The sequence below is a fragment of the Pseudarthrobacter sp. NPDC055928 genome (genome assembly GCF_042270935.1).
Lineage (GTDB): Bacteria > Actinomycetota > Actinomycetes > Actinomycetales > Micrococcaceae > Arthrobacter.
Window position 1 is genome coordinate 477,013 of record NZ_JBHJZH010000001.1, and the last position, 26,526, is coordinate 503,538.

The 26,526-nt window shown below is 65.2% G+C and carries 23 protein-coding genes; 7 read left to right on the forward strand and 16 right to left on the reverse strand.

Going from position 1 to position 26,526, the window contains the following annotated elements:
- Positions 1-115: 115 nt before the first annotated feature.
- The 7 genes from ACFC25_RS02320 to ACFC25_RS02350 all read right to left on the reverse strand — a co-directional run bounded on the left by ACFC25_RS02320 (position 116) and on the right by ACFC25_RS02350 (position 8,205).
- Complete coding sequence (locus ACFC25_RS02320; protein WP_337346088.1) at positions 116-451, reverse strand: Rieske (2Fe-2S) protein; 336 nt, start codon at positions 449-451, stop codon at positions 116-118.
- Entirely contained in the window at positions 448-2,964 is a 2,517-nt protein-coding gene (nirB, locus tag ACFC25_RS02325; RefSeq protein WP_376043792.1) for a nitrite reductase large subunit NirB, read from the reverse strand. Before nirB ends, ACFC25_RS02320 begins: the two co-directional genes overlap by 4 nt.
- Positions 2,964-3,311 (reverse strand): molybdopterin oxidoreductase, encoded by a 348-nt coding sequence (locus tag ACFC25_RS02330; RefSeq protein WP_337346086.1) that lies wholly within the window; start codon positions 3,309-3,311, stop codon positions 2,964-2,966. Before ACFC25_RS02330 ends, nirB begins: the two co-directional genes overlap by 1 nt.
- A 238-nt stretch (positions 3,312-3,549) precedes the next feature.
- A complete protein-coding gene (locus tag ACFC25_RS02335) occupies positions 3,550-5,229 on the reverse strand; it encodes an ABC-F family ATP-binding cassette domain-containing protein (protein ID WP_376043794.1) in 1,680 nt (559 codons plus the stop codon).
- Positions 5,230-5,497: 268 nt separating this feature from the next.
- A complete protein-coding gene (locus ACFC25_RS02340; RefSeq protein ID WP_337346084.1) occupies positions 5,498-6,373 on the reverse strand; it encodes a metal ABC transporter permease in 876 nt (291 codons plus the stop codon).
- Between the two features lie 3 nt (positions 6,374-6,376).
- Entirely contained in the window at positions 6,377-7,195 is an 819-nt protein-coding gene (locus ACFC25_RS02345; RefSeq protein WP_376043797.1) for a metal ABC transporter ATP-binding protein, read from the reverse strand.
- The gene (locus tag ACFC25_RS02350; RefSeq protein WP_376043799.1) at positions 7,192-8,205 is read right to left on the reverse strand and encodes a metal ABC transporter substrate-binding protein; all 1,014 of its coding nucleotides are present in this window, start codon (positions 8,203-8,205) and stop codon (positions 7,192-7,194) included. The genes ACFC25_RS02345 and ACFC25_RS02350 overlap by 4 nt, the downstream gene beginning before the upstream one ends.
- 151 nt (positions 8,206-8,356) lie before the next feature.
- Here ACFC25_RS02350 and ACFC25_RS02355 point away from each other — a divergent pair, with 151 nt between their 5' ends.
- Positions 8,357-9,118 carry a lysostaphin resistance A-like protein gene (locus tag ACFC25_RS02355; RefSeq protein WP_376043802.1) on the forward strand — a complete coding sequence of 254 codons (762 nt, stop codon included), beginning with the start codon at positions 8,357-8,359 and terminating at the stop codon, positions 9,116-9,118.
- Here ACFC25_RS02355 and ACFC25_RS02360 read toward each other — a convergent pair.
- From ACFC25_RS02360 to ACFC25_RS02375, 4 genes are read right to left on the reverse strand one after another with little or no spacing between them, the layout of a single operon-like run.
- Positions 9,115-10,932, reverse strand: coding sequence for a hypothetical protein (locus ACFC25_RS02360; RefSeq protein ID WP_376043805.1), 1,818 nt, complete (start codon positions 10,930-10,932; stop codon positions 9,115-9,117). The genes ACFC25_RS02355 and ACFC25_RS02360 overlap by 4 nt on opposite strands.
- A 12-nt stretch (positions 10,933-10,944) precedes the next feature.
- Positions 10,945-11,862: a carbohydrate ABC transporter permease gene (locus tag ACFC25_RS02365; protein WP_337346079.1), complete on the reverse strand. Its 918-nt coding sequence runs from the start codon at positions 11,860-11,862 to the stop codon at positions 10,945-10,947.
- Between the two features lie 3 nt (positions 11,863-11,865).
- Complete coding sequence (locus ACFC25_RS02370; protein WP_337346078.1) at positions 11,866-12,810, reverse strand: sugar ABC transporter permease; 945 nt, start codon at positions 12,808-12,810, stop codon at positions 11,866-11,868.
- 3 nt (positions 12,811-12,813) lie between these two features.
- Positions 12,814-14,088, reverse strand: coding sequence for an ABC transporter substrate-binding protein (locus ACFC25_RS02375; protein WP_376043808.1), 1,275 nt, complete (start codon positions 14,086-14,088; stop codon positions 12,814-12,816).
- Between the two features lie 237 nt (positions 14,089-14,325).
- Here ACFC25_RS02375 and ACFC25_RS02380 point away from each other — a divergent pair, with 237 nt between their 5' ends.
- From ACFC25_RS02380 to ACFC25_RS02395, 4 genes are all read left to right on the forward strand, one after another.
- Positions 14,326-14,766, forward strand: coding sequence for a VOC family protein (locus ACFC25_RS02380; RefSeq protein ID WP_376043810.1), 441 nt, complete (start codon positions 14,326-14,328; stop codon positions 14,764-14,766).
- A gap of 21 nt (positions 14,767-14,787) precedes the next feature.
- The gene (locus tag ACFC25_RS02385) at positions 14,788-15,741 is read left to right on the forward strand and encodes a 1,4-dihydroxy-2-naphthoyl-CoA synthase (protein ID WP_337351612.1); all 954 of its coding nucleotides are present in this window, start codon (positions 14,788-14,790) and stop codon (positions 15,739-15,741) included.
- A 12-nt stretch (positions 15,742-15,753) separates the two neighbouring features.
- Complete coding sequence (locus tag ACFC25_RS02390) at positions 15,754-16,962, forward strand: AMP-binding protein (protein WP_376043813.1); 1,209 nt, start codon at positions 15,754-15,756, stop codon at positions 16,960-16,962.
- An 80-nt stretch (positions 16,963-17,042) separates the two neighbouring features.
- A complete protein-coding gene (locus tag ACFC25_RS02395; protein ID WP_337346073.1) occupies positions 17,043-17,924 on the forward strand; it encodes a 1,4-dihydroxy-2-naphthoate polyprenyltransferase in 882 nt (293 codons plus the stop codon).
- On the opposite strand, the gene ACFC25_RS02400 is transcribed toward ACFC25_RS02395, so the two are convergent.
- The gene (locus tag ACFC25_RS02400; protein ID WP_376043816.1) at positions 17,921-18,274 is read right to left on the reverse strand and encodes a DUF4229 domain-containing protein; all 354 of its coding nucleotides are present in this window, start codon (positions 18,272-18,274) and stop codon (positions 17,921-17,923) included. The two genes, ACFC25_RS02395 and ACFC25_RS02400, sit on opposite strands and share 4 nt — an antisense overlap.
- Before the next feature lie 60 nt (positions 18,275-18,334).
- On the opposite strand from ACFC25_RS02400, the gene ACFC25_RS02405 reads away from it, so the two are divergent.
- Positions 18,335-18,799: a PLD nuclease N-terminal domain-containing protein gene (locus ACFC25_RS02405; RefSeq protein WP_337351609.1), complete on the forward strand. Its 465-nt coding sequence runs from the start codon at positions 18,335-18,337 to the stop codon at positions 18,797-18,799.
- A 188-nt stretch (positions 18,800-18,987) separates the two neighbouring features.
- The gene (locus ACFC25_RS02410; RefSeq protein ID WP_376043818.1) at positions 18,988-19,494 is read left to right on the forward strand and encodes a hypothetical protein; all 507 of its coding nucleotides are present in this window, start codon (positions 18,988-18,990) and stop codon (positions 19,492-19,494) included.
- Positions 19,495-19,510: 16 nt separating this feature from the next.
- Here the strand turns inward: ACFC25_RS02410 and ACFC25_RS02415 are convergent, their stop codons facing one another.
- From ACFC25_RS02415 to ACFC25_RS02430, 4 genes are all read right to left on the reverse strand, one after another.
- Entirely contained in the window at positions 19,511-20,989 is a 1,479-nt protein-coding gene (locus ACFC25_RS02415) for a dynamin family protein (protein WP_376043820.1), read from the reverse strand.
- The gene (locus ACFC25_RS02420) at positions 20,989-23,019 is read right to left on the reverse strand and encodes a dynamin family protein (protein WP_376043977.1); all 2,031 of its coding nucleotides are present in this window, start codon (positions 23,017-23,019) and stop codon (positions 20,989-20,991) included. Before ACFC25_RS02420 ends, ACFC25_RS02415 begins: the two co-directional genes overlap by 1 nt.
- A 141-nt stretch (positions 23,020-23,160) precedes the next feature.
- Positions 23,161-24,327: an IniB N-terminal domain-containing protein gene (locus ACFC25_RS02425; protein ID WP_376043821.1), complete on the reverse strand. Its 1,167-nt coding sequence runs from the start codon at positions 24,325-24,327 to the stop codon at positions 23,161-23,163.
- Between the two features lie 164 nt (positions 24,328-24,491).
- Positions 24,492-26,477: a LuxR C-terminal-related transcriptional regulator gene (locus ACFC25_RS02430; RefSeq protein ID WP_337351605.1), complete on the reverse strand. Its 1,986-nt coding sequence runs from the start codon at positions 26,475-26,477 to the stop codon at positions 24,492-24,494.
- Positions 26,478-26,526 lie beyond the last annotated feature (49 nt).

The window sequence follows — 26,526 nt, forward strand, 5'->3', positions numbered from 1 at the left end:
TGATGTTTGAAGGAATTTTCTGTATGGAAAGTCACAGTACGTCGAAGTTCGCGCGGCCTTTCTATCCTACAAGACACAAACCGGAGCAAGTGACGAGCGATACACCGTCCTCCGGTTAAGCCGAACTATTGCCACCCGAAGGGGAATCCTGCAGAAGAATATTTTGCTCCGCATCCTCCTGGACGTGGTAGGTGCGCAGAGGTTCGGCGCCGGTGCTGGAACATCCGGTATCCAGGCTGAACGCGTGCTGGTGCAGCGGGCAAAGGACCACCTGACGGTCGATGGTTCCGTCCGCGATGGGGCCGCCCCGGTGGGGGCAGACAGCGGACAGGGCACGGAGGGTTCCGTCCCTCAACCGGAAAACCGCCACCTGCTCGCCATCGATGCCGAACGCCCGCCCCTCGCCGAAGGGGATTTGGTCCACGGGGCCCAGGTTGTGGCCGGCGCTCATCGGACCGGCACCTGGGGCAGGACCGTGAGCGGCAGGGAGGTCCGGAACTGGCCCGGCGTGAGGGGGTCCGCGCGCTCGCTCCACGGGTCCACGTAGCTGTCCACCGATGCCTGCATGGCCTCGTCCAAGGCCGCCGCTATGCCTTCCGAATCCTCCACGATCACTGCGCGGAGGTGTTCGATGCCCACCCGTGGCACAAAGGAGTAGGTCCGTTCCAGCCAGTTGGCGTTTTCACGGTAGTACTGCATGAACCTGCCCGTCAGCAGCTTGACATCCTCCGGGTCATCAACGGTGGCCAGCAGGTCGCCCTTGCGGATGTGCGCCCCGGCCGCGCCGCCGACGTAGAGTTCCCAGCGGCCGCCTTCGACAGCCACCACACCCACATCCTTGACCAGGGACTCCGCACAGTTCCGCGGACAACCGGACACCGCCAGCTTCAGCTTCGCCGGCGACTCGATGCCCTGGAACCGGGACTCGATCTCGATGCCCAGTTTCGTTGAATCACCTGTCCCATATCTGCAGAAGTCCTTGCCCACGCACGTTTTTACCGTGCGGAAGCTCTTGCCGTACGCGTAGCCGGAGGGCATGTCCAGGTCGGCCCAGACCTGCGGGAGGTCCTCCTTGGGGATGCCCAGCAGGTCGATCCGCTGCCCGCCGGTCAGCTTGATCAGCGGGACCTTGTGCTTCTCGGCGACGTCAGCAATCCGGCGCAGCTGCTGCACGGAAGTCACGCCGCCCTTCATCTGCGGGACCACGGAAAAGGTCCCGTCCCGCTGGATATTGGCGTGCACGCGGTCATTGATGAAGCGGGCGTCGCGCTCGTCGATGTACTGGTCCGCGAGCATCATTTTCAACAGTGAGGCCAGGCCCATTTTGGATTTGGCGTCCTCCGCGCTGCCGGGGGCCAGAGCTGCGAATACTTGCGAGACGGAGCGTAGGCCCTGCTTCCGGATGGCGGCCATCAGTGATGCTTTGTCCAGCGGGATCCCGGGCACGTAGTAGCTGGCGGCCGGGTCCTCCTCCACAGCACCATCGGCGGCCCACTCCACCACCTGTTTGACCAGGAGCTTGCATGAACCGCAGCCCTTGCCGGCCCGTGTGGCGTCCATCGCACCGGAAACCGTAGTGCAGCCGTCCTTCACGGCAGCCACGAGCGCTCCCTTCGAAACGCCGTTGCAGTTGCAGACTTGGGCGCCGTCGTCGAGCTCTGCCACACCCGCGTCCCCACCCGGCCCGCCGACGTCGAACATCAGGGAAATCCGTTCCTCCGGCAGGGGCAGCCCGCGGTCATAGGCCTGCGTCAGGTAGGCCACCTTCCGGCTGTCGCCCAGGAGCGTGGCGCCCACCATCTTGTTGTCGCGGACCACGATGGACTTGAAGACACCACGGCTGGGCTCAGAGAACACAATGTGCTCATCCGTGTCGAGCTCGGGGCCGTGCAGCCCCATGGATGCGACTTCTACACCGGCCACCTTGAGCTTGGTGGCGGTCCGTGAGCCGAGGTAGGCCGACGACGTATCGGCGCCGGTCACGTGGTTGGCGAGTACCACGGCCTGTTCCCACAACGGAGCTACCAGGCCGTAGACCTCGCCGCGGTGCTGGACGCACTCCCCCACGGCGTAGATGTCGTCTTCGTCCTGGACCCTCAGCCGGTCATCCACCACGATGGCCCGTTCCACCGGCAGGCCGCTCAGGACGGCCAGGTCCACATTGGGCCGGATTCCGGCGGCAACCACCACCATGTCGCACTCGATGTCGTCCCTGTCCCGAAGGCTGACGCCGCTGACCCGGTCCGTGCCGAGGACAGCTGTGGTGCGGCTGGACGTATGCACCCTGATTCCGAGCGCTTCAACACTGCGACGGAGGATGGCACCGCCGTCGGGCCCCATCTGCGCATTCATGAGGTGCCCGCCCGAGTGCACCACCTCCACCTCGATCCCGTGGCTTTTCAGGCCATAGGCAGCCTCGAGTCCCAGCAGGCCGCCGCCGATCACCACGGCCCGGCGGTGGTGATCCTGCTGGGCGTGCTGGACCATCTTTCGCGTGTCGTCAATGGTGCGGAATCCGAAAACGCCGTGTTTGACGGACCCGCCCGGGGTATAGAGCCCGTCCATCGGCGGCATGTGGGAGCGGCTTCCCGTGGCGATGATGAGTGTGTCGTAGGGAGTCACCCTGCCGTCGTTGGAGAAGACGTGCTTGGTGAACTTGTCGATCCGGTCCACGCGGACGCCTGCGTGCAGCGTGATGCTGTTCTCGCGGTACCAGGACAGGGCGTTCAGGAAGATGTCGGCGTCGCTTTCCTCTCCGGAGAGGACGTGGCTGAGCATGATCCTGTTGTAGTTGCCGTACGGCTCGTCGCCAAACATGGTGATCGTGAACAGCTCAGCGCCGCCCCTGGCCAGGATTTCCTCCACTGCCCGGGCGCCGGCCATACCGTTGCCAACAACCACCAGCCGGCGGCGCGGCGCAGCGCCTGCGTGCCTCCCCTGCGGCCGGTCCAGCACGCTGGTCATCAGTGCTCCACCATGCCCAGGTCCACCACCACGGATCCCCCAACACCATCCGGAGCGGCGAGATACAGCTCCACCACCGAGCCGCCTTCGATGTCCTCCACTACCCGCAGGGGCACATGGACATCGCTCTTGGCGCCAATGGGGAAATAGCGCATGGGCACGCCGTTCCGCATCAGGACCACGGTGATCAGTTCACTGCTGGAATTGCCGCCCCTGAAGTAGAGCGTCTGGTTGATGACGCCGTCGGGAACGTAATGGGAGAGTTCGCTGTGGATCGGGACAGGTTTTTCCAGCCCCGTGCCCTCAAACGGGAAGATGCCCTGCAGGAAAAGGTTCTTGGTGATCACGGACAGATCCTTTCGACCGGCGGGAAGACTGGCATGGGCCTATCTTCCGCCGCCGATGTTTCCGCCTGCCGGTCCCTGCGTAACTTTCCTTTAACGCAAACCTCACCGTTTCCCGTGCCTTAGGCCAGCCAAAATGCGTGACTTATGCCGGCTCCGACAGTGGAGTAGCCCGGAAATCCAGGAAACTTCCTTCGCGGCCCGGCTGAAAGTTACGCATTTTGGTCAGGAAGTCCGCCCCTCAGGCCGGGGCAAGCACGCCCTTGTCCATCGAATACCTGATCCAGCGGCCAGATTCGTCCGTCCGCGACTTTTCGCTCTTCCGCGCGCACCCGGCAAACCATTCCCGGAGCGCGCGGTCGTGGCTGACCATCACCAGGGTCCCGGCGAAGTCCGCGAGCGCCGCCTCAAGCTGTTCCACCGGCACAGGCGCCAGGTGGTTGGTCGGTTCGTCCACGATCAGGGTGCCGTAGCCGCCCAGCAGCAGCCGTGCCAGGGCGAGCCTGCGCTGCTGGCCCGCGGAAAGGCTGCCCACTGGCACGTGGAACTCGCTGGTGCGGAACAGGCCCAGGCGAAGGAGGGCCTCGGCATGCTCGTCGATGTTGCCGCCCAGGCCGACAGCGAAGGCCGGCAACAGCCGGAGGGTGGGCCGCTGTGGCAGTTCCAGCTCCTGTTGCAGGTAGCCGATGCGTTCGGGCCGCCTGACAGTGCCTGCGGCGGGTTCCAGGGTTCCTGCCAGTACGGAGAGCAGGGTGGACTTGCCGGCGCCGTTCGGTCCGGTGATGAGGATCTTCTCGCCGGCGGCAGCGCGGAAGTCAGTGGTTCCCAGCCGGCCGGGCACGCTCACGCCACGGGCCGCGAGCACTGGTTCGCCGTCCTCGGAAGCCCCGGACGGGACAGCGGAGTCGACAGCCAGCTCGGCGTTGAGCCGCAGCGGCACGGGCGGACGGTCCACTGGGCTGGCTTCGAGCCGGCGAAGCCGTTCCTGGGCGTTCCGTACCTGGCTGCTGGCTGCTTTCTGCCAGGTGCCGGCCTTGAAGTCGAAGCCCATCTTGTCGCCGTCGCGCTTGCGGCCGTACCCCATGGTCCCCGCCACCGTCTCGGCCTGACGCTTTTCGGACTCCATGGCATCGATCCAGGAGTGGTACTGCTGGACCCAGCGCTGGCGCTCGGCTGCCTTCTCGCGGAGGTAGCCGTCGTAGCCGTTTCCGTAGCGGGTCACGGCCTGGCGCTCGGCATCCACTTCGATGATGGTGGCGGCTACCTTGCGGAGCAGGACGCGGTCGTGGGACACCACCACTACGGTGCCGCGGTGGGCCGCCAGCCGATCCTCCAGCCAGGCCGTTCCGCGCGCGTCGAGGTGGTTGGTGGGTTCGTCCAGGAGCAGGATGTCCGCCGGGTCGGCCAGGACGCATGCCAGCGCCACGCGTTCCTGCTCCCCGCCGGACAGCGACCCCAGCACCCGGCTCCTATCGAGCCCGCCCAGCCCCAGCCGGTCCAGAGCGGCCTCAACCCGGGATTCGGCGGCGTAGCCTTCGCGCAGCTGGTATTCGGTCTGCAGCCTGCCATAGGTTTCCAGTTCGTCGTCGCCGGCGTCGGCCAGGCCCGCTTCCAGCCGGTCGAGTTCCGCTTCGAGGGCGCGCAGCGATGCCAGCGAGGCGTCAATGGCGGCCCCTACGGTGAAATCTTCAGGCAGGCCGTGGGTCTGGGCTAGGTAGCCCACCCGGCCCTGGATCACCGTTGCACCCTCATCGGGAGCTTCGAGGCCGGCGAGGATCCGGAGCAGCGTGGATTTGCCGGCGCCGTTTTCGCCAACGATCGCGACGTGCTCACCGGCGTTGATGACCAGGCTGATGTTGTCCAGGAGTTGTCGGTCGCCATAGCCATGGGAGACGCCCGAAAGGTTCAGGTGTTCAGTCAAGAGAAGTCCTCGCAAAGTTCCGCAGTGTGGCCGCCGGGGCTGAACCGGCCGATTCAGGCAGCTCGGTTCATCCAGCGCTCGACGGCGGCCGTGGTTTTCGGGGAACAGCCCGGGCGCGGCCGGGCTGTTGGTTAGGACTTCATCGCTCCAGCCTGCCCCGGCCGACGCCGCGGCGTCAAGCAGGCCCTCCATGGCGGACAAGGACAACAGCGCCCGACGGCGGCACCCAGGCCGAGTGCCGCCGTCGGGCATTACAAAAAGGGGACAGCTACACCGCGAGGGCCACGGCCTTCCTGCGCCTCGCCTTCGCCAGCCGGGTGCCAATCAGTCCTTGGCGGGGGCTGAAGAGGTAGACGGCGGCGAACACCACGCCCTGGGTCAGCACCACCATGGCGCCCGAGGCCGTGTCCAGGTAGTAGCTCAAGTAGATTCCGGCGATGGAGCACACGGCCGAGACCACTGGCGCGATGACGAGCATGCGGTTGAACCGGTCTGTCAGGAGGTAGGCGGTGGCTCCGGGAATGATGAGCATGGCCACGACCAGCACGACGCCCACGGTCTGCAGCGCCACCACGGAGGTGAGTGCCAGCAGCCCCAGGAGCAGCGCGCCAAGCCGCTTCGGGGACAGCCCGATGGCATGGGCATGGGTGGGGTCAAAGGCGTAAAGGGTCAGGTCGCGGCGCTTCAGGATCAGGATGGCGAACGCCACCACGCCCAGCACCAGCACCTGGATGAGGTCCGGGACGCTGACGCCCAGGAGGTTGCCGAAGATGATGTGGTTCAGGTCCGTCTGGCTGGGTGTGACGGAGATGAGCACCAGGCCCAGGGCGAACAAAGAGGTGAACACGATACCGATGGCGGCGTCCTCCTTCACCCGGCTGGTGCTGCGGACCACGCCGATCAGGGTGACCGCGATCAGGGCGAAGACGAGGGCGCCGAGGGCAAATGGTGCCCCTACGATGTAGGCCAGTACGACGCCGGGCAGCACCGCGTGGGAGACTGCGTCGCCCATGAGGGACCAGCCGATCAGCACCAGCCAGCAGCTGAGCACGGCACAGACGACGGCGGCAAGCGCGGTGGTGACGATGGCGCGGACCATGAAGTCGTAGCTGAGCGGTTCGAGCAGGAGTTCCAGAAGGTCCATGGGTCAGCCCCTGTTCTCGGCGCGAGCGGCATCGGCGGGGTCGGCATCGGCGGCGTCGGCATCTGCACTGGCGGGATCGGCGGCCGGGAGGTCACGGTTCAGCACGTCCAGTCCGAAGGCCATGGCCAGGTTTTCGGGCTGCAGCACCAACTCGGGGGCGCCGTGCATCAGGACCCTGCGCATGAGGAGTACGGCTTCGTCGCAGAGGGCCGGCATGGCGTGGAGGTCGTGGGTGGAGATCAGGATGGTGCAGCCGTCCGAGGCAAGTTCGCGCAGGAGGCGGCTGATGGTGGCTTCGGACCGCTTGTCCACCCCGGCGAAGGGTTCATCCAGGAGCATCATCGTGGCGCCCTGGGCGATGCCGCGGGCCACGAAGGCCCGCTTCTTCTGCCCGCCGGACAGCTGGCCGATCTGGCGGCCGGCGTACTCGCCCAGTTCCACCCGGTCCAGGGCTTCGTCGACGGCGGCGCGGTCCGCCTTGGATGGGCGCCGGGTGAATCCCTGGTGCCCATAGCGCCCCATCATCACCACGTCGCGGACGGACAGCGGGAACTGCCAGTCAACATCCTCGCTCTGCGGCACGTACCCGATCCCGCCTTCCTTGCGCGCCTTGGACGGTGACTGTCCGCCGATCAGTACGCTGCCGGCGTCGGGCTTCACCATTCCCATGATCACTTTGAACAGCGTGGATTTCCCTGAACCGTTCATGCCGATCAGGCCGCAGATCCTGGCGGCATCCAGGCTGAGCGAGGCAGAATCGAGCGCCAGGACCTCGCCGTAGTGGACGGTGACGTTGTCAACCAGGATGGCTGGAGTACTCACGGCTTTGACCCTGCAGAAGCTCCAGCTGAGGCGCCGGCCAGCGCTTTGGTGATGACGTCGGCGTCGTGCCTGATCAGGTCCAGGTACGTGGGCACCGGTCCATCGGCCTCAGACAACGAGTCCACGTACAGGATGCCGCCGAACTTGGATCCGGTGGCGCCCACGACCTGCTGCATGGGGGCGTCGGAGACCGTGGATTCACAGAAGACAGCGGGAACCTGGTTGGCCTTGACGTACTCGATGGCCCGGGTGATCTGCTGCGGTGTGGCCTGCTGCTCGGCATTGACGGCCCAGATGTAGACCTCTTTGAGTCCGGCGTCGCGGGCAAGGTAGGAGAAGGCGCCTTCGCAGGTCACCAGTGCGCGCTGGTTTTCCGGGAGGCCGGAGAGGCTGGTTTTCATCTCGTCCTGCACAGCCTGCAGTTCGGTCTTGTAGGCGTCACCGTTTGCTTTGAAGGCTTCGGCGTTGTCCGGGTCCAGCTCGCTGAAGGCCTTCACCATGTTATCGACATAGATCTGCACGTTCACCGGCGACATCCAGGCATGCGGGTTTGGCTTGCCCTGGTACGAGTCCTCGCTGATGGACATGACCTCCACACCCTCGCTCACCACTGCGTGGGGCACGTCCAGGCCCTCCACGAACTGGGCGAACCAGGCCTCGAGATTCAGCCCGTTGTCGAGAATGAGGTCCGCCTTGGCTGCCTTGCGGATATCGCCGGGGGTGGGTTCGTAGCCGTGGATCTCAGCGCCCGCTTTGGTAATGGACTCCACGGTGAGCTTGTCCCCCGCCACGTTCCGGGCGATGTCGGCCAGCACGGTGAAGGTAGTCAGGACCACCGGCTTGTCGCCGTCGCTGTTTCCGGCGGCACCACCGCCGGCATCACCGCCACAGGCAGCGAGGGAAAGGGACAAAAGGACGACGGCGGAGGCGCCGGCAGCTCGAAACGCCGCCGATCTCCGGGCGAAAGTTCGGGCGGCTACTTTGGCGCGCCGAAACAGAAAGTTAGGCATGCCGAACATTCTACGGGACCGCGCGCCGGGCCCGCAATGTGACGCCCGCCCCACTATCCCCGTCCCACCCAACTAGGTAGCAGCAGATGTCGTTTTGAGGCGCCAAAACGACATCTGCTGCTACCTAGTTGGGTGGAGTTAGGCTGAACGTATGACCACAACGCACCGGCGACCACCTGCTCCGCAGCCCGAGCTGTACCGGTTCACCGGCCTCGATTTCGGCACCGTGGGCCTTTATGTGGCGGTGGCGGCTTTCTTCGCCCTGGCTGGAGACCTGCTCCTGCCATTCCTGCGGCAGCTGGCCCCCAGCCCTGCAGCGGCATCTTACGGCGTCAACCTCATCTACTACGGCAGCATCGGCGTACTGGCGCTGTTCGCCGCGCGCCGGGTGGTGGCCCGCGATCTCCGCGTCCTTGCCACCCGTCCGTGGTTCACGCTGATGATGGTACCGGCCGCGGTGGTGGCCATGATGATCCTGACTGCCCTGGTAGTAGCGGCCAGCGGGACGGTCCAAACGTCCGCGAACCAGGCTGGGCTGCAGGCCCTCATGCAACAGGTTCCCGCCTGGCTGATGATTCCGGTCCTGGTGGTGATCGGCCCCTTTGTGGAGGAGTACATCTTCCGGCACCTGCTGATCGGCAAGCTCAGCCGCCGCCTCAACATCTGGCTGTGCTGCGCGCTCTCCGTGCTCCTGTTCGCCGCCATCCACATCGCAGGCCAGGAAGCGATCACGCTCACCGCCCTGCTTCCCTACCTGGCCATGGGCGCCACGCTGGTGTTCGTCTACGTGTGGACCGGGAAGAACCTGATGTTCTCCTACTTTGTGCACGCCACCAAGAACCTGTTGGCTGCCGTTTTCATCTACGCCATCCCGCCTGAGCTGTTCGAGCAGCTCCAGCAGGTCCAGCCCTAAACCACGCTCCGGCCCCGCAGCGTGAAGCGATGGGTGCCTTGGGTCCGGCCCGTGATGTAGACCTTGACGCCGTCCGCGGCATTGGTCCCGGCAAGGTAGCGGTAGGCCTCGCCCGGGTTGTACACCGGCGGGTTATCGGGGTCCGCAGCAAGGCCCGGACCGAACTCGATCACATCGTTCCCCACCCGGTAGGTTCCCGTGCCCGAGGTCAACTGGAACGCCCCCTGGCCCGTGTTTGAGCCAGGGAGCTGGCTGGCCAGGGGCTCCACTCCGGCCAGCTCGCCGCCAGGGCGGAAAGTCAGCTCCAGCGCGAACGATGTGTCCGCGCCGTCGAACTCCAATTCCAGCTCCGCGGCATCGCCCTCGGCGCCAGCGCCGGGACGAATGGTGAGGGCCGTCGCCAGCCGATGCTCCACCGTGGGGCGGCTTCCGAAGTCCATGCTGGCGCTGAACCGGCCCTCATGGACCAGGGCGTAGATGCCGTCCTTGCGGTGCCTTTCGGGAGGCAGCGGGAGGTAGAAATTCGCCCTCAGTTCCTCAGCGAGGCGGACCGCTCCGGCATCAGTGCTGACCGACTGGCTACGGAACGGCCCAAGGTCAAAGAAGCTGCGTGAGAGCCTCATGTCAGTGAGTACCGCGTCACCGTGGGCGAGGCGCAGGAATGTGGGGTTGGTGGCGAGCCCGGACACCACGCCGGGCTCCAAGGGGTCGCAGCCGCCGAAGACGGTCACCACGTTTCCGGCTCGGCGGAACCGGTGGATCCCGCAGCTGCCCAGCGCGGCGTGGCCCGGCGCCATCACCGGCGGGAGGCCGCCGTCGAACACGGTGGAAGCCGAATCCCCGGACAGGTCAATGACGGAGGCAGCAGGAAGCTCCAGCCCCAGCCACGGGTCAAGCCGTGTCCGGGCGAGCGCCTTGGCCGGTTCCAACAGCGGGAACTGCTGCAACCAGGCCGCCGCGGAGGCGAAATCGGACCGGCCGTCCTGGTTGGCCAGCCGGCGGTACAGCAACTGGAATGCCTCTGCGTCGAACGTCTTCCACTGGTCCTGGCGCCGCGAAAACAGCGACTCGATGCTGCCGTCAGCATTGAACCAGGGCAGGAACGCCGCCAGGTTGCCCCTGACGTGCTCCAGCAGTCCGGGCCGCCCCGCGTAGTCGGCGATGGCCAGCAGCGACGGGTTGGTGACAGCCGTGGCGTACAGCGGGCTCCGCTCGGAGTACATGCCGTCCGGCAGTTGGTCAATGCCCTCAGCCAGCCATTCCCCGATGCGCGCCACAATGTCCGGCCGGGCGCTGCCCTCGCGTTCGTGCAGGGCGTGGATCCGTGCCAGCGCTGCGCACAGCTCCCACCGGTGGTTGGGGGTGTGCACTCCCCCGGTAACCAGCGCATCGGTAATGCGTCCGACGACGGCGCGCAGCCGCCGCCGGACGCCCGCCAGTGCGGCGTGGCCGGCGCCAATGATCTCCAGCGCCATGCAGGCGTCGTTGATGGTGAACGCTGAGTCCGGCGGTGAGCTGAGGTTGGTGCCGTCGAACAGGCCGGTAGGGCCCTGCAGGTGCTCCAGCCGCGCAACGCAGGCTTCCATGGCGTCCGGAAACGCCGGTGAACCGCGGTGGGCGGAGCCCGGCTCCGCGTACACCGTTGCCAACGCCAGCAGCCGGCTCATGGCGGCGCGGTGCGGAAGAGCCGCCACGTCGCCGTCGGTCGCCTTCAGCAGCGTGCCAACGTACGTGTCCGCAGCCTGCACCAGGCCGTCAAGGAACACGGCATCTGTGGAAGCTGCAGGCGGCTGGCTCTCAATCCCATCCCTCACAAAGGCCTCCATCTAGTCCTTCAGCCCGGCCGAGACGTCGGCGTTGAGTACGTACTTCTGGAACACGGCAAACACGAGGACCAGCGGCAGGATGGAGATCACCGACGCGCCCAGCAGGACCGGCCAGTCGATGTTTTCGGCGCCAACGATGCTCCGCAGCGCCACCTGGAGGGTGTACCACTTGGGATCGTTGAGCACGATCAGCGGCCAGATGTAGTCGTTCCAGCGCCACTGGAAGGAGAAGATGGCGAGCGTGAACAGGATGGGCCTGGACAGCGGCAGCATGATGCGGAAGAAGATGGCCAACTCGCTGGCGCCGTCGATTCGGGCCGAATGCAGCAGGTCATCCGGAACGGTCAGGAAGAACTGACGGAACATAAACACACCCGTTGCCGTCAGCACGGACGGCACGATGATTCCGGCGAGCGAGTTGTACAGGCCCAGGTCACGGATCACCGAGAAGGTCGGGTTCAGGATCACTTCGGTGGGCAGCATTGTGGTGGCCAGGATGCAGACGAAGAAGAGCCGGGTGCCCTTGTTGTTGTACTTGGCCAGCGCGTAGCCAGTGCACGCACTGAAGAACACGGTGAGCACCGTGGTCACCAGCGCCACGGTGGCGGTATTCAGGAAGTACCGGGCAAAGTCCACCCGCTCCCACGCGTCGACGAAACCCTGGAACGTCCATTCCCGGGGAATCATGGACAACGGGTAGCTGAACAGTTCACTGCCCGGTTTGAACGAGCTGAGGATGAACCACAGCAGCGGCAGCGCATAGATGGCCACAATCAGCCATAGCACCCCGGTCAGGGGCGCGGACAGCTTGGTCCGGCCTTCGCGGCCGTTCCGTTTGATGGCGCCTGCGGCTGCCTTCTCGGCACCGAGGGCGGATTCTTCCGCCACGGCGGGGGGCAGGTTGGCAGCGGTTGCCATGGGTCAGCCCTTCTTCTTGTTGAAGCGCAACTGGATGAGCGCAATGGCCAGCAGGACCACCATCAGCACCATGGACGCGGCACTGGCGTAGCCCACCTTGGACTGCTCAAAGCCGGTCTTGTAGATGTACTGGACGATCAGGGTGTTCTCCGTGCCCGGCCCGCCGTTGGTCAGCGCCTGGATCATTGCGAATTCCTTCATGGCATGGATGGTGGACAACAGGATGACCATGAACGACGTCGGCGCGATGCCTGGCAGCGTGACATGCCGGAACCTTTGCCATGCATTGGCCCCGTCCAGTTCGGCTGCCTCCAGCAGCGCTTCTGGAATATTCTTCAGCGCCGCGATGAACAACAGCATGTTGAAGGCTGTGCCGCCCCAGGCGGAAGCGAAGATCACCACCGTCAGGGCCAGGTTGCCGTTACTGGACCACTGCACCGGGGCTCCGCCCAGCGTCGAGATCACAAAGTTTACGAAGCCGAAGTCCTGGCCGAACATCCACTTCCAGATGACACCCACCACGATCGGGGAGATCAACCAGGGAAGGAAGATGATCACCTTCGCGGCAGTCCGTCCCCTGGTTGCCTTACTGACCAGCAGCGCCGCAATGCCCAGCGATGATACGTAGACCAGCGGCACCGAAAACAGTGTGTACAGGAAGGTACGGCTCAGGGCGGCATAGAACGTGCTGTCCGCAAAGAGCTTCTGGAAGTTGGCCAGGCCGATGAAGTTCAGCCTGCCCACGCCGCGGTAATCCGTGAAGGAGTAGATCAGCCCGAGGGCACCGGGCCAGACGAAGAACACCAGGAACAGCACCACGTTGACGCCGATCAGCACCAGGGGTGCGATGACATAGCGGTTGTGGCGCCTCAGCTGGGACTTGCTCCGCACGGCGCCCGTGCCGGGCGTCCCCGGCGTCACCGTGGAGCTCAATGTTGGATTAGCCACCGATCAGGCACCGTTGTAGAGCTTCACGATGTTCTCCACCGTGGTCTTGGCGTCCTGGCTGCCGCCGAGCATCTTGACGGTTTCCTCACGCAGCGGATCGCCTGAGAACGGGGTCTCGGCATAGGCCTCGGCCACGACGCGTTTGATGGCGTTGTCGCCCTTGGCCTCGTTGCCGGCGATCTGCTTCTGGTACAGCTCGAACGAGGCCTGCTGGAACGGGTACTCGACCTTGAGGTCCGACTTGACGGGCAGGTAACCGCCGAGCTTGGCGAACTCGGTGTAGTTGGCGTCGTCATAGAACCACTCGATGAACTTCTTGGCTTCCTCGTCCGCGCCGGTGTCCTTGAACGCGATCATGAAGCCGCCGCCGAGGTTGGTGGCGTTGGCTTCCTTCTTGGGCAGGGGCACGGACATCCACTCGAAGTCCTTGATGTTCTTGTTGAAGTCGGCAACCTGCCAGCTGCCGGAGTAATACGCAGCAACCTGGCCGCTCTTGAACATGGCGTTGCCGTCTTCGCCGCTGAGCCACACGGACTTGGGCATGGTCTTGTCGTCGTTGATCTTCTGGAAATACTCGAGTGTCTCCACGGCTTCGTCGTCCCAGGCGTACTTGTCGCCTTCCTTGGCGAAGGCAGTGCTGCCGAACTCGTACATCATGGCGCGCAGGCGGTGGCCGGAGCGGTCCATGACCACGCCGTACTTGGCGCCGGCCTTCTCGCGGACCTCGTTGACGGCTGCAACGAACTCGTCCCAGGTCCAGGCTTCCTCGATGGCAGTGGGGAACGCCACGCCGGCCTTTTCGAAGAGGCTCTTGTTCACGAACAGACCCACGGCCGTGAGGTCGGACGGGATGGCCGGGATGGTGCCGTCCGGGGCTTCTTGCAGGAACTTTTCGTCGATGTTCCGCGACTTCGCGATGTCCGCGAGGTCCTGGAGCTGGTTGACCCACAACGGATCGAGGCCTGTGACGCGCGCCAGGGCCGGCAGGTCGTTCGCGGTGGCGGCGTTCTTGAGCTTGGTGGTGATGTCCGCTGTGGGAACGTCCACCACCTCGATGGTGATGCCGGTGGCTTCCTTGTACTTGGCGGCGGCGGCGGCAAACGCCCCGCCTTGGTTGGTGTCACCGGAAAGGACCAGCTGAAGGGTTTTGGCTCCGCCTTCAGTTGAACCGCCGCCGCCCCCACAAGCGGAAAGGCCGACGGCGAGGGCTGAGAGGCCGAAGGCCGTCAATCCGAACTGCCTGCGGCTGATGCTGGAGATTCTTGTCTGCTCTGACAATGCTCTGTCCTGTCTCTGACGATGCGTTCCGTGCCTGCGGGGCATGGCTGGAAGGTGTGGCTGCGGACTCGATGGCCGCCTTGCCGACGTTTCGGAAAAGCCTTTCCTAACCCAACTGTGATCCATGTCATGACAATCTGTCAAGATAACGTGCGCACATTTTCCAACGATGCAGAAGCGATGCAGAGGGTGTGCCTCCCCCTACCAGCCCGCCTGCCGCCGTCGTAGGTTGGAGGCATGGGACTGAACATTCAGATTGTCACGGATTGCAAGAACCCTCACGCCCTTGCGGACTGGTGGGCCGAGACCCTTGACTGGGCAGTGGAGCCGCAGGACGAAGGCTTCATCCGCTCCATGATTGACCAGGGATTCGCCACCGAGGACCAGACCCTGATCCACAAAGGCAAACTCGTCTGGCGGGACGGCTGCGCCATCCGCCCGCCCGAGGAACTCGACGCATCCAAACCGGAACGGCGCCTCCTGTTCCAGACGGCACCGGAGGAAAAAACAGTCAAGAACCGGGTGCACTGGGACGTGGACCTGGACGGCCGGGATAAGGACGAGGCCCGGAAGGCACTCGAGGCCCGGGGAGCCACGTTCCTCTGGAGCGCCAGCCAGGGTCCCCACTCCTGGCACACCATGGCGGACCCGGAAGGGAACGAGTTCTGCATCAGCTGAGCCGATTACTAGACTTGTTCGGTGAGCAACCAATTCCCCGCCAAGGTGTCCGACGTTTTCGATCCTTCCCGCTGGCGCACCGTGTCCGGCTTTGACGACTTCCAGGACATGACGTACCACCGCCAGGTGGAGCGGGCTGCAGACGGCTCCGTCACCAGGGACTTGCCCACCGTCCGGATCGCCTTCAACAGGCCGGAAGTCCGCAACGCCTTCCGCCCCGGCACCGTGGACGAGCTCTACCGCGCGATGGACCACGCCCGGATGACCCCGGACGTGGCCACAGTCCTGCTCACCGGCAACGGCCCGTCCCCCAAGGACGGCGGGCACTCGTTCTGTTCCGGCGGGGACCAACGGATCAGGGGCCGGGACGGGTACCGCTATGCCGACGGCGAGACGCAGGAAACCATCGATCCCGCCCGCGCCGGACGCCTCCATATCCTGGAAGTCCAGCGCCTGATGCGCACCATGCCCAAAGTGGTCATCGCGGTGGTCAACGGCTGGGCGGCAGGCGGCGGCCACTCCCTCCACGTCGTCTCCGACCTCACCATCGCCTCCCGCCAGCACGGCAAGTTCAAGCAGACCGATGCCACTGTGGGCAGTTTCGACGCCGGCTACGGCTCGGCGCTGCTGGCCCGCCAGATCGGCCAGAAAACCGCCCGCGAAATCTTCTTCCTGGCCCGCGAATATACCGCCGACGACATGGTCCGGATGGGCGCGGTCAATGAAGCCGTGGACCACGAACGGCTCGAGGAAGTGGCCTTGGAGTACGCCGCGGATATCGCCCGGCAGTCCCCGCAGGCCATCCGCATGCTCAAGTTCGCGTTCAACCTTGCTGATGACGGACTGGCCGGCCAGCAGGTCTTCGCGGGGGAAGCCACGCGCCTGGCGTACATGACGGACGAAGCTGTGGAGGGCAAAGAGGCGTTCCTGGAAAAACGCGACCCCGACTGGTCCCGTTTCCCGCACTACTTCTAAGGCAGGTCATCCATGAACATCGGACCCATGAATATCGGCCCCATAGACATCGACCCAGCCCTCAAGGCGCTGGCCGCAGCCCTCCACGGCGAGGGCCCCGCCGTCGAGCTTTCGGTGAGCGACGACGGCGGCCTGGTGGTGGGCCATGTGGAGACCCCTGGCTGCGACGACGCCGTGGTAGTGGTCCGCACCTCCGGCTCCACCGGGACCCCCAAAGCCACGATCCTCACGGTGGAGGCCCTGGCTGCTTCCTCCATGGCCACCGCCTTCGCGCTCAAGGGCGAGGGCCAGTGGCTCCTCGCCCTGCCCGTGCAGTACGTGGCCGGCGTGCAGGTGCTGGTTCGTTCGCTGTTCGCCGGCACCCGCCCCTGGGTCATGGACATGTCGCATGGATTCACCCCGGAGGCCTTCACCGCGGCAGCCCTGGAGCTGACCGACAAACTCCGGTACACCTCCCTGGTGCCCACCCAGCTCCAGCGGCTCCTGGAGGACCCTTCGCCGGAAACCTTGGCGGCGCTGCGGCGCTTCAACGGCATCCTGCTCGGCGGCGCGCCGGCGTCGGCCAAGCTTCTGGACGCGGCACGCGAGGCCGGCGTCCGGGTGTTCACCACTTACGGCTCCGCGGAAACCTCCGGAGGCTGCATCTACGACGGCTATCCACTGGAAGGTTCTGCGGTCCGGATCGCCGAGGACGGCCACATCCTGCTGGGCGGTGACACCATTGCGGCCGGATACCTGGATGCCCCCGAACAAACCTCGGATGTTTTCTTCGAGGAGGACGGCGTCCGCTGGTACCGCACCAGCGACCTCGGAAGCCTCGATGCCGACGGCCGGCTCACCATCCTGGGCCGTGCCGATGACGTGATCATCACCGGTGGCGTCAAGGTCTCCGCCGCGCATGTGCAGGAAGAACTGGAAAAGTCCGACGGCGTCACGGCGGCTTTTGTGGCCGGCGTACCGTCCGCGGAGTGGGGCCAGGCCGTGGCCGCCTACGTGGCCGTCTCGCCGGGATTTGCGGCTGGCACCCCGGCCGCAGCGGGTGGCGATGCTGCGCCCGGCGGGGATCCCGCCGTCGTGCTTGAACAGGAATGGCACCGGACGCTGGGACTCCTCGCCCCGAAAACCGTGTTCACTGCGCCAGAGCTGCTGATGCTGCCCAACGGCAAACCGGACCGCCTGGCCATGACCGGCCGGCTCAACTCCCTGCACCAGGGAAAGTAAAGTAGACCTGCACCGGCCGGAGCTTTGCGGCAGGTGCGTCACCGTTTCGCCAAACCCCGACCCAACACGAGGTACTTACCGTGGCCACAGCCGCACAATGGATCCAAGGCGCTCGACTCCGCACCCTGCCGGCGGCCATCGCGCCAGTGCTGATCGGTACAGCCGCAGCCTTTGAAATGGATTCGTTCCTCATCTTCAACGCGATCCTTGCCGCGCTGGTGGCGTTACTCCTGCAGATCGGCGTCAACTACGCCAACGACTACTCGGACGGCATCCGTGGCACGGATGAGGACCGTGTGGGCCCGCTGCGCCTGGTGGGGTCGGGTGCTGCACGCCCCGAACACGTCAAGTACGCGGCCTTCGGCGCCTTCGCAGCCGCCATGGTGGTTGGCCTGGTGCTGGTGGTGATCACCCAGAGCTGGTGGCTGATCCTGGTGGGGCTGGGCTGCGTGATGGCCGCCTGGGGCTACACGGGCGGCAAGAACCCTTACGGTTACATGGGCCTGGGCGATGTCTTTGTGTTCGTTTTCTTTGGCCTGGTGGCCACACTGGGCACCACGTACACGCAGGCCGGACAAATCAACCTCGCGTCCATCATCGGCGCCATCGGCACCGGGCTCATCGCCTGTGCCCTGCTGATGGCCAACAACGTCCGGGACATCCCCACCGACATCCAGGCCGGGAAAAAGACGCTGGCGGTCCGCCTGGGTGACAAGCATGCCCGCGAAAGCTATGTCCTGATGCTCGCCGTCGCCATCCTGCTGGTGATCATCCTGGCCCCGGGCCGCCCGTGGATGCTGATCGTCCTGCTGCTCATCCCCGCCTGCCTGATGCCGGCCTGGCTGATGATCAACGGGCGCAAGCGCAAGAGCCTCATCCCGGTGCTGAAGCAGACCGGCCTGATCAACCTCGGCTACAGCCTGCTGTTCTCACTGGGACTGGTGCTCAGCCACGGGTTCTAGCTGTTCTGGCCCTTGATTTCTGAGGGCCTGGATTCTGCTGCTGTGCCGGCGGACGGCTTGGCGTCGGTGCGAATGGTGAGGTCCGGATTGGCGTCCACCAGGGTGTCCTCTGCCTGGGCGTCGTCAACCTCGCCGGCGGTGCGCAGCGGCTTGGCCTTGCCCGAGAACCTGCGGCGCATCGCTTCAGTTGCTTGGTCGCGCTGGTCCTGGAAGAACAGGTAGCTGACCGCGAAGGCAATGCCTGCAGCGCAGATGACGGACATCACCGCGCCGAGGCCCAGGAAAAGGAACAGCACAAAGAGCGGCGCGAAGAGCGCCAGCCGGATCAGGGAATATTTCAGGAAAGCCACCTTCCAAGTTTAGCCGCCCTCCCTGAACGCCCGCCCCGTCCGGACGATAGACTTAATGCCATGCTCTTCCGTGTGGTTCTCGCCGTCGCAGTACTTGCCATCTTTGTTTATGGCCTGGTGGACGTGATCCGCACTGACGGACGCCTCACCCGGGGCATCTCCAAACCCGCCTGGATCGTCGTGATGATTGTCCTGCCAGTACTGGGGGCCATTTTGTGGCTCCTGATTGGCCGTCCCCGCGGCAATCCCCCGGTCCGGCAGAGCTACAGTCACCCCACCGCTCCCGACGACGACCCCGACTTCCTCCGCAACCTCGAAGTCCGCCGCCGCAACCAGGCGGAGGCTGCGCGCCTGAAAAAGCTCAAGGATGACCTGGAAGCGAAGGGGCAGGCCGACGGCGGGGCCTCCGGCGCCGGTCCGGACACCGGCGGCCACGGGCCCACTGGCACGGGAACCGTGAACGGCGGGGCCGGCGATGCCAGCAGCGGGGATGCGGACACGCACGATACCGACGACCGGAAGTAATCCCGATGGCTCATGACCCCGACGGAGAACATCAACTGCGGGCCACCAGGCCCGCACCCCCGTCAGGTGAGCCACCTGCTTCCCCCCTTCCTTCCTGGCCTGCCCCTGCCCCTGCCCCTGCCCAGCCTGAGGCTAGCCGTGCCTCTTCCCGGCCTTCCGGCCCTCCGGCGCCGCCGCCACGGCCAGGCTTGTCCTACGCATCGCCTGCGCCCATAGTGGTGGCGCCACCGACACCCCGCTCCGTCCGTGCGGCCCGGACGCTCTGGCTGTTTAGCTTCGTTGCCGGCTTCGCCGTCCTCGTCGGTTCATTCCTGACGCGAGATTCACACCTGGAACGGCTGCGGGCGGTAGTGGACGGGATGTCACCCGGCGGCGACGCGGACGCCCTCAGTGCTGCTTCGGCCATTGTCTTCTGGGGCAGCATGGGCGCCATGTTGCTGATAATCCTCCTCGAAGCGGCCGGGCTCGCGATCGTCAATGGCCGGCAGGGCTGGGGCCGTTGGCTGATGATCCCGCTGCTGCTGGTCCATGTGGGCGCAGCGCTGGTGGCGGCGGCGTTCCTGGTTCCCGACGGCGATGGCGGCAGCTACGTCTGGCTGCTGTGGGGAGCCCAGCTACTGATGGCATTCGTGGGCTTGATCCTGCTCTTTATGCCCGCCAGCAATGCCTGGCTCCGGTCCCGGAAGCAGGAATAGGTTCCTGCCAACAGGCCTAGCTCAGCTGCAGGGCCGCGCTTTCGGCAAGGATACCCTCGCAGCTGCGCATCACCACACGGCAGACTTCCTGCCCCGAACGGTCAGTCAAAGGGTTCTCCGAGAGCACCCGCCAGCGTCGGAGGCACTCCCGGGCCTCAGTGGTGATCTCCTCAGGAGTGGCATCCGGTTCCAGGCCGAGTCGCAGGGCTGCCGCCGTGCCGGAGCCACCGATCAGCCTCTCAGCTTCGATGGCCCAGTCAGGGCCGAGTGAAGATCCGGCGGTCCGCAGGGCGGCGAGCAACCGCAACTCGCGGAACTCATGGGCATTTGCCTGAAGCCGTTCCAGTACTGCCAACAAATGTCCCGAGCCCTCACGCGGCGACGCACGAAGCAGGGATTCCACACCCACCAGTGCTGTCCGCGCCTTCAGGGCGTCGGCCCGGGCGTGGAACTGGCAGGCCAGCATGGCCAGCAGCGGGTCCAGCCCGCTGCGCCTGGCAAGTTCGTGGGCCAAGGGGGTGGGGTCGGTGAAGCCGGCCCGGATCAGCACCACGCCCAGGCGGATCCCGAAAAGTCCGAACCTCGCCAGCAATGATGCCCTGGCATCAGCCGTGAGGCCCTCAGGCACCCCTGCCCGCAGGAACCTGTCAGCCGAGAGCAACAGTTTCTCCCGGGCCGCGCGGTCCAGGCCTGCTAGCAGGGCCAGGGATTCAAAGTCCGCCTGGCGCATGCTCCGGGCACTCTGCGCCAGGAGCCCCGCCACCGGGACCACCCCCAATGCCAGCTTCCGCAGGCTGTGGTCCCGGCGATACCGCTCCGCGATATCCCCGGCAGAGAGCAGTGAGTCGATCCTTCCCGCCCCGATCTCGTCCGCCCGGGACAGGACTGCCACGGCGTTGACGGTGCCGGACCGTCCGGCCTCGGTATCGCGGAATGATTCCAGGAACCGGAGGTCGGAGGCATGCATATGCCGCATAAGGTATATGACGGCGTCAGCTTGGGAGGCTGATTCCGCGGGGGTGAGGAAGCTGGCGGACCTGGCGGAAACGTCCGTGGACAAGGAAGCAATGCCCGGAGTGTCTATCAGCGTCACGTTCCGGAGGCTCTCGGAGGGCCATTCCACTACCAGCTTCTCCACGTCTTCCGCGCGCTCCGTGCCGAGGAACACCAGACGCCCGTCCACGCGCTTGAGTGCCAGCGTGCGCGGCTCACCCGCCATCGGGTAGAGCGTGATGCGGGGCGTATGCCCGTACCGGTACCACGTCACAATGCGTGTGCATTCACCGGTATCGGTGGGCGCAATCTCTTCGCCAATGATGGCGTTGAGCAGGGTGGACTTGCCGGCCTTCACCATTCCTGCCACGGCAACCCGGAGAGGCTCGGCAAGCCTCGCGGAGTAGCCTTCCAAAGCTGCCGTCGCAGTGGCGTCATCCCGGTAGACCGTGAGGGCCTCCTGGATCAGCTCTGACACTCCCCTGCTGGTTGCCTCCCTCATCAGCCAGCCGCCAGCGCGTGCGGGCTCTGCCCGCTCCCGAAGCGATGGCCGCCCGCGTCACGGCCGTCGTGGGTTCCGTCCGCGTCATCGGTCCTTGGCCCGGAGCCGACGGGCTGTGGATTGGCAGCCGGCCCTCTCATGGGCTTCGCGGTTGCCTTCGCCACAGCTTCGGCCCCTGACAACTCCGCCGCCACCGATTCTGCGATACGGTGCAGGGCGTCAACGCGCTTAAGCTCTGCCTGGATGTCCCGGATCCGCATCTCCTTTTCCAGCTTGTAGGTGGTGGCGGCTTTCTGCGCCGCCGCCACGGAGTCGGAGAGCGAACGGTGATGTTCCTCGGCGATTTCGGTGAAGTGGTCGCGGGTAGAGCGCTGTACCAGCCGGAGCCGGTCCTTGAGCTGCTTGCCCACCTGAAACACGACGTCGTCCAACTGCCGGCGAACCAGGGCCTTGGCTTCCGTCTGCCTCCTCTTGAGCCTTGCTTCCTTGTCTTCCCGGTAAGCCTTGCGCCCCAACAGCAGTCCGGCCCCGACAGAGAGCGGATTAATCAGGGCCATCCCGAACAAGCCGGTGAGCAGACCAAACATCAGGACGCCGCCGTACGATCCCCGCATCCCAATCAGCACCTTCTGCATCGGATTGATCTTCCCATCGTCCAGCCCGGGCATGTCATCGACGGGATCCAGGGCGTCGCCCGTATCGGAAACGCGCAGGACGGGAAGAGCAACCTCGTCCTCGGAGAAATGCTCAGCAACCTGCGCAGCCAGCCACTGTGCGCGTTCGCTGGTCCAAACAAAAGTGTCCGAGATCGCGGCCGCGGCGCATTCCTCCAGCCACGTCGAAAACTGCGGCCACGTGGGACCAGGATCGCCCAGGTCAATGGCAGCCTCAGCCTCACGCTGGATCCGCCGCAGCCGGTCCCGGAGGTCGTACTCCATGTCTGCGATGAGGTCGCCGATGCCGTCGTTGAGCGTGATCTGCCACCGGGCGGAACGCTTTCGGAGTTCGTCGGCTTCGAGTTTGGCGGCCTCAAGCCCCGCAATCATCTGCGGGGTCCCTTCCGGGTTCTGCAGCGCGGCCAGTTCCGACTGAAGCGACAGGCGAAGATTTTCGGTCACGGAAAGCAAGTCCTGGCTGACGGCACGGCGCTGGATCCGTTCCGCCTTCCCCACGATTTCGTTCCGGAGGTGGCCGATCAGGCCGGGAAAACCCGATTCGGCGTTCAGTTCGGCGTCCTGCAGCCGGGCGGCTTCCAGGCGGAGATCTGAGGAAATAGGGAAAAGCGGGATGTCCACAGAGACCCGGGAAAGGTGGCCGCGGTCAAGCTCGGCAACCTTCCGCCATTCCGGGTACAGGTCAGTCTTGGACAGCACGCCCACAACGCTTGGCGTGATCCGCATGGCTTGCTTCAGGAACCTGATCTCAGGTTCTGTGTATTCTTGCGATGCGTCCGAAACCAGAAGCATGGCCTCTGCCGAGGGCAGCGCCGTAAGCGTGGTCAGTGTGTGCGTGGACCCCAGGCCGCCGACGCCCGGGGAGTCGACAACTGTGAGGCCCCCAGCCAGCACCTTGCGGGGCAGGAACACTTCGGCGGCCACGAGTTTCTTGGCGTTGCCGGGGTTTCCGCGCTCGGAAACGTAGGTGGCGAGATCAGCGATGTTTATGGGCTGCCGTTCAAGTGCAGTTTCGTCACCGGGCTCCGCATCCGCAGGGGGCAGGAGGATGGAGGCTGAGGCCGGATCACCGTGCCGGACCACCGTGGGTACGGAGGTAGCGATGTCGTCATCGACAGGGCAGACCGGAGCGTTGACCAGGGCGTTGATGAGTTTGCTTTTCCCCTGCTTGAATTCACCCACCACGATCACGCGGACATTCGGATCCTGCAGCCTGCGCAACGTCTGCTCCAGGCGTTTCCGCAGGTCGGCGCGGTCTCCGGCACTGACGAGCTCGATTCCCTGTTCCACGAGTTTTGTCAGTTGCGCCGCCGTAAGGGGCGTTGAGGGCCTTGCCGGTCCTGTCGACTTTGCCAGACCCCCGGGGCGTTGCGTTTCAACCACAGCCAGTCCTTTGCTTCAAGTCTCGAAAATAGGGACGTTGGGGTTGCCGCGAGAAGTGCCCGGCAGGCGTTCTGGGCCGCCTGCCGGGCACTCCCGGTACCCCGGGACCAGCCGTTAGAGGGTGACTGTCGAATCGTCCTCGGCGCTGATATCGGCGTCGACCTCCACCTCGGTGTTGATCGAGTTGTCCTCCGTGAACTCAAGCTCGTTGTCGGCAACAACAATGTTGTCCTCGACGACGGTGGTCTCTGAGTTGTCGTTGAAGGAATCCTCGAGTTCGACCTCCACCTCGGTGGAGGTTTCGTTGAAGGAGTCGTCAATCTCGACATCCGTTTCGGTCTCGTTGAAGGAATCCTCAATCTCGACTTCAGTGGTTTCGGAGTTGTCGGTGTTGAACGAATCCTCCACCTCAACGTCAACGTCAGTGGAGTTGTCCTGGAAGGAGTCCTCGATCTCCACCGAGTTGTCCGTCGAGTGATCCGAGTTGTCGTTGAAGGAGTCCTCAACGTCGATTTCAACGTCGGTCTCTGTCGAGTTGTCAGAGTTGTCGTTGTACGAATCGTTGATGGAGTTGTCCGAGTTGTCGTTGAAGGAATCCTCGACGTCCACGTCCAGGTCGGTGTTGAAGGAGTCCTCGATGTCCGTCTCCTTGTTGCCGATGTTGACGTCGCCGCCAGCCTTGATGGAGTTGTCGGTCGAGTTATCCGTGGAGTTGTCTGTGTTGTAGGAGTCCTCGATGTTGTTGGAGTCCTCAACGTCGGCGTCATCGCCGGCAGCAATAGCGCGGTCGCCGGAAGCCACAACCGAGTCGTTGTCGAACCACTGCTTGACGTCCCCGTCAGCCCAGATGTTCTGGTTGACGGACTGGTCGGTAATGGTGTCGCGGTCATCCACAGTCGACGTGTAGGAGTAGTTGTTGACTACATGATGCAGCTGCTGGACAGCATGTGCATGGTCGTCGTGGTCGTGGTGTCCGCCACCGCCGTGTCCGCCACTGTGGGGAGGCGGAGGAGTGTGGCCGCCACCGCCACCGCCGTGATGGCCGGTTGCCGCGCCGTTGCCGCCGGTGTTGTACTCCCGGTCGAACGAGGAATGGTTGAGGGTGATGGGAGCGTAGTCCAAAACAACCGGCATGGCCGCATCAACATCTGCAGAGCAGACGTGGCCCAGGCCGGCATCGTCCAGGGCCCGCTCAGGATCCTCCAGGAACTCCTGCGCTGCTTGCGGGTTTCCAAAAAGGCTCATCAGGAATTGGACGAGCTCGTTTGCGAGTGTAGGCATTGGATGGTCCTCAAATCTTCTCTGAGTTGTGGCTGGCTCGGCGTCGATACCGGGCTTGAATCAAACGTACGGTCCCACCCAAAGACCGGGCATCGGGTCACTTCCCCGTACCGCCGTACCCCCTGCTAGGGGATCGGCGGCAGTCCCGTTAGGGGTACTAGGGGCTATTCCCGCTGGGGGTTTTCCGGTCCCAGGGCAAGGCGCAGCCGAACCAACAGGTCGGAGCGGTTTTCGGCGCCGAGCCGGCGGCGCATCCGGGCTATGTGGTGCTCCGCGGTCCTCGGGGAGATGTAAATCGCCTCCCCGATCTCGCGGTAGGTCTTGCCTTCAAGGACCAGCCGTGCCACTTCCTTCTCGCGCTCACTCAGTCCTGAGCCGCCGTCAGGGGGCATGCTGTTGTTGTTCTCGGGGGCGGCAGTGCCCCGCGGCTCCGACGGTCCGGAGGCTCCCGTGCCGGCTGAACTGCCCTGCGGATGAAGGTCCCGGGCGCAGGACAACAACCGCACCATGTCCTTACGCTCGTCTGCCCGGGCAGCGGCGTGCCCGGCAAGCCGCGCACCCTCCCAGGGCATTCCGACGGCGTTCAGCCCGCGGGCCGCTGCTTCCACATCGGCGGCTTGGAAATTTGCCGCCAAGACCGAGACCCAGGCCTTTCCGGCTGCAGCCAGCACCCATGCGAGGTGGCTGTGGTCTGCTGCCCGAGCCAGTGCCGTGGCGTGCGGCGCGAGGTCTGCCGGGCTTTCGTTCAGCAGCGCGGCCTGGACGCCCGCCCAGTGCAACGGCACCGCCCACAGTGGAGGGTCGCCAAGTTCATGCAGCAGCGTCCATGCCTCGTCAAGGTAATGCGAGACGCGCCTGGTCTCCCGCAGCCGTGCAGCCGTGATCATCAGTTCGCCCCAAGGCAGGAGGTTGTAGAGGTCCACGGACGTGTGCAGCATGGCCTCCCGTGCCCGTTCCCACGCCAGGACAAGGTCGTGCACTTCGCCGCTGCGGCGTGCAAGCCCCACTTCCAGGGCGGCGCACAGGAATTCATCCCGCGGGACCAGTGGCCAGTGGTTCGCTTTTGAGGCTTCGTTGATGGCCAGCCGGGCATCCTCCGGGTTGTCCTGCTGCATGGCCGACCATGCCTGGAGCAGGAACAGCCTGGGCTTGGCCGCATCGCCACCCTGGCCTGCGGCGGCCGCGGCGCGAACGATGGTTTCCGCCAGGTGCGGTTCGCCGCTGTGCAGGGCCACCAGGGCTGCAAGTGCACCGGGCGTATCCGGCAGCGGACTTGTCGCACCGGAGGCGTTCAGCATGTCTGAGGCGTGGATCAGCACCGGCAGCCCCTGATGGGGGTCCCCGGCCAGTGACTCCACAATGCCTTTCGCCGTTTGGGCCTGCGCCACAGCCAAAAGAGTGGGCGACGACGGCGAGGAACCGCCGGGGAACATTGATTCGGCTCCGGCGCGGTTGCCGCAGCCGATCATAGCCACGGCGGCGGCTGGGGCGGATGTACCCACGCGCGATGGGCCCAGCCAGGCGTAGACGTCCGCGCTGCGGCCCAGCATCCCCCGCTGCGCCCATACGGCAGCCGAGACGTCTACAGCGAGCAGGAGGTCTGGTGGGTCAGGGCATCCCAGCACGCCGTCGACAATGCGGGCTGCAGTATCCAGGTCCCCGGTGGCCGCTGCGGCGTGAGCCCGGCGGGCGGCGGTGGACAATTCGTCGGCGCCTGCCAACAACGCCTCGCCGTAGAGTTCCGCAGCCAGGCCTGGATTGTGTTCGAGTGCCTTGTTAGCGGCCTTTTCCAGCTCAGCCGCGACGCGGAGGTCAGCCAGTCCGCCGCGTGCCAGTTCGCGGGCAAAGTCGCCCAGCGGACGGCCTTCGGCAGCGAAGCATCCCACGAGTTCGCGCTGGAGCGCGTGGATCCGGGCAGTGGGTGTCAGGGTCAGGAGCGCGTGCTGAGCCGTTCCTACAACAGTGCCGTCCGGCAGGAGGAGCCCGGAGGCTTCGGCCTTGGCCACGAGGGAATCGAGGCTTTCGACGTCCCCGCCGCCCACCTTCCGCTCCAGCTCCGCCGGCAACGGACCGGGAAGGGAAAATCCGACGGACAGTGCCAGGAGGAGTTCCCGGACTGCAGCGTTCTCACCGCGAAGCTGCTGTGCCATGTATTGGGGGCTGCCAGGCGCCAGCGCGTGCGGTTCGGTGCCGACGTGA